The organism is Mariniflexile sp. HNIBRBA6329 (genome assembly GCF_043558645.1).
Taxonomy (GTDB): domain Bacteria; phylum Bacteroidota; class Bacteroidia; order Flavobacteriales; family Flavobacteriaceae; genus Mariniflexile.
In genome coordinates, this window is sequence record NZ_JBIFXS010000052.1 from 1 (window position 1) to 316 (window position 316).

Annotated in this window: 1 protein-coding gene; it reads left to right on the forward strand. The window is 36.4% G+C overall.

What is annotated here, in order from left to right:
* Nucleotides 1-32 precede the first annotated feature (32 nt).
* A partial coding sequence (locus ACGK9U_RS16155) for a hypothetical protein (RefSeq protein WP_394467594.1) occupies nucleotides 33-316 on the forward strand: 284 nt, incomplete at its 3' end.

Below are 316 nucleotides of genomic sequence, written 5' to 3' on the forward strand. Positions count from 1 at the left end.
TATACAACGGTGTACGCCAAAACATTGAGAAAATGAGTGGTTACGAAAATCAAAGTACCGCTATACAAAACCGATGGATTGCAGAGGGCCAACAAACTTCAATTCCAAGAGCTACTTGGGGAGACCCTTTAGGCAATGCATCATTTTCTAGCAGATGGATTGAAAATGGCTCATACTTAAGGCTTAAAACACTTGTGGTGTCATATGATATTGATATAAAATCAAACTACATAAAATATATGAAACTGTATGCAAGTGGAAATAACCTATTTACTATTACAGATTACCTAGGTTACGATCCTGAGTTTAGTGCTAC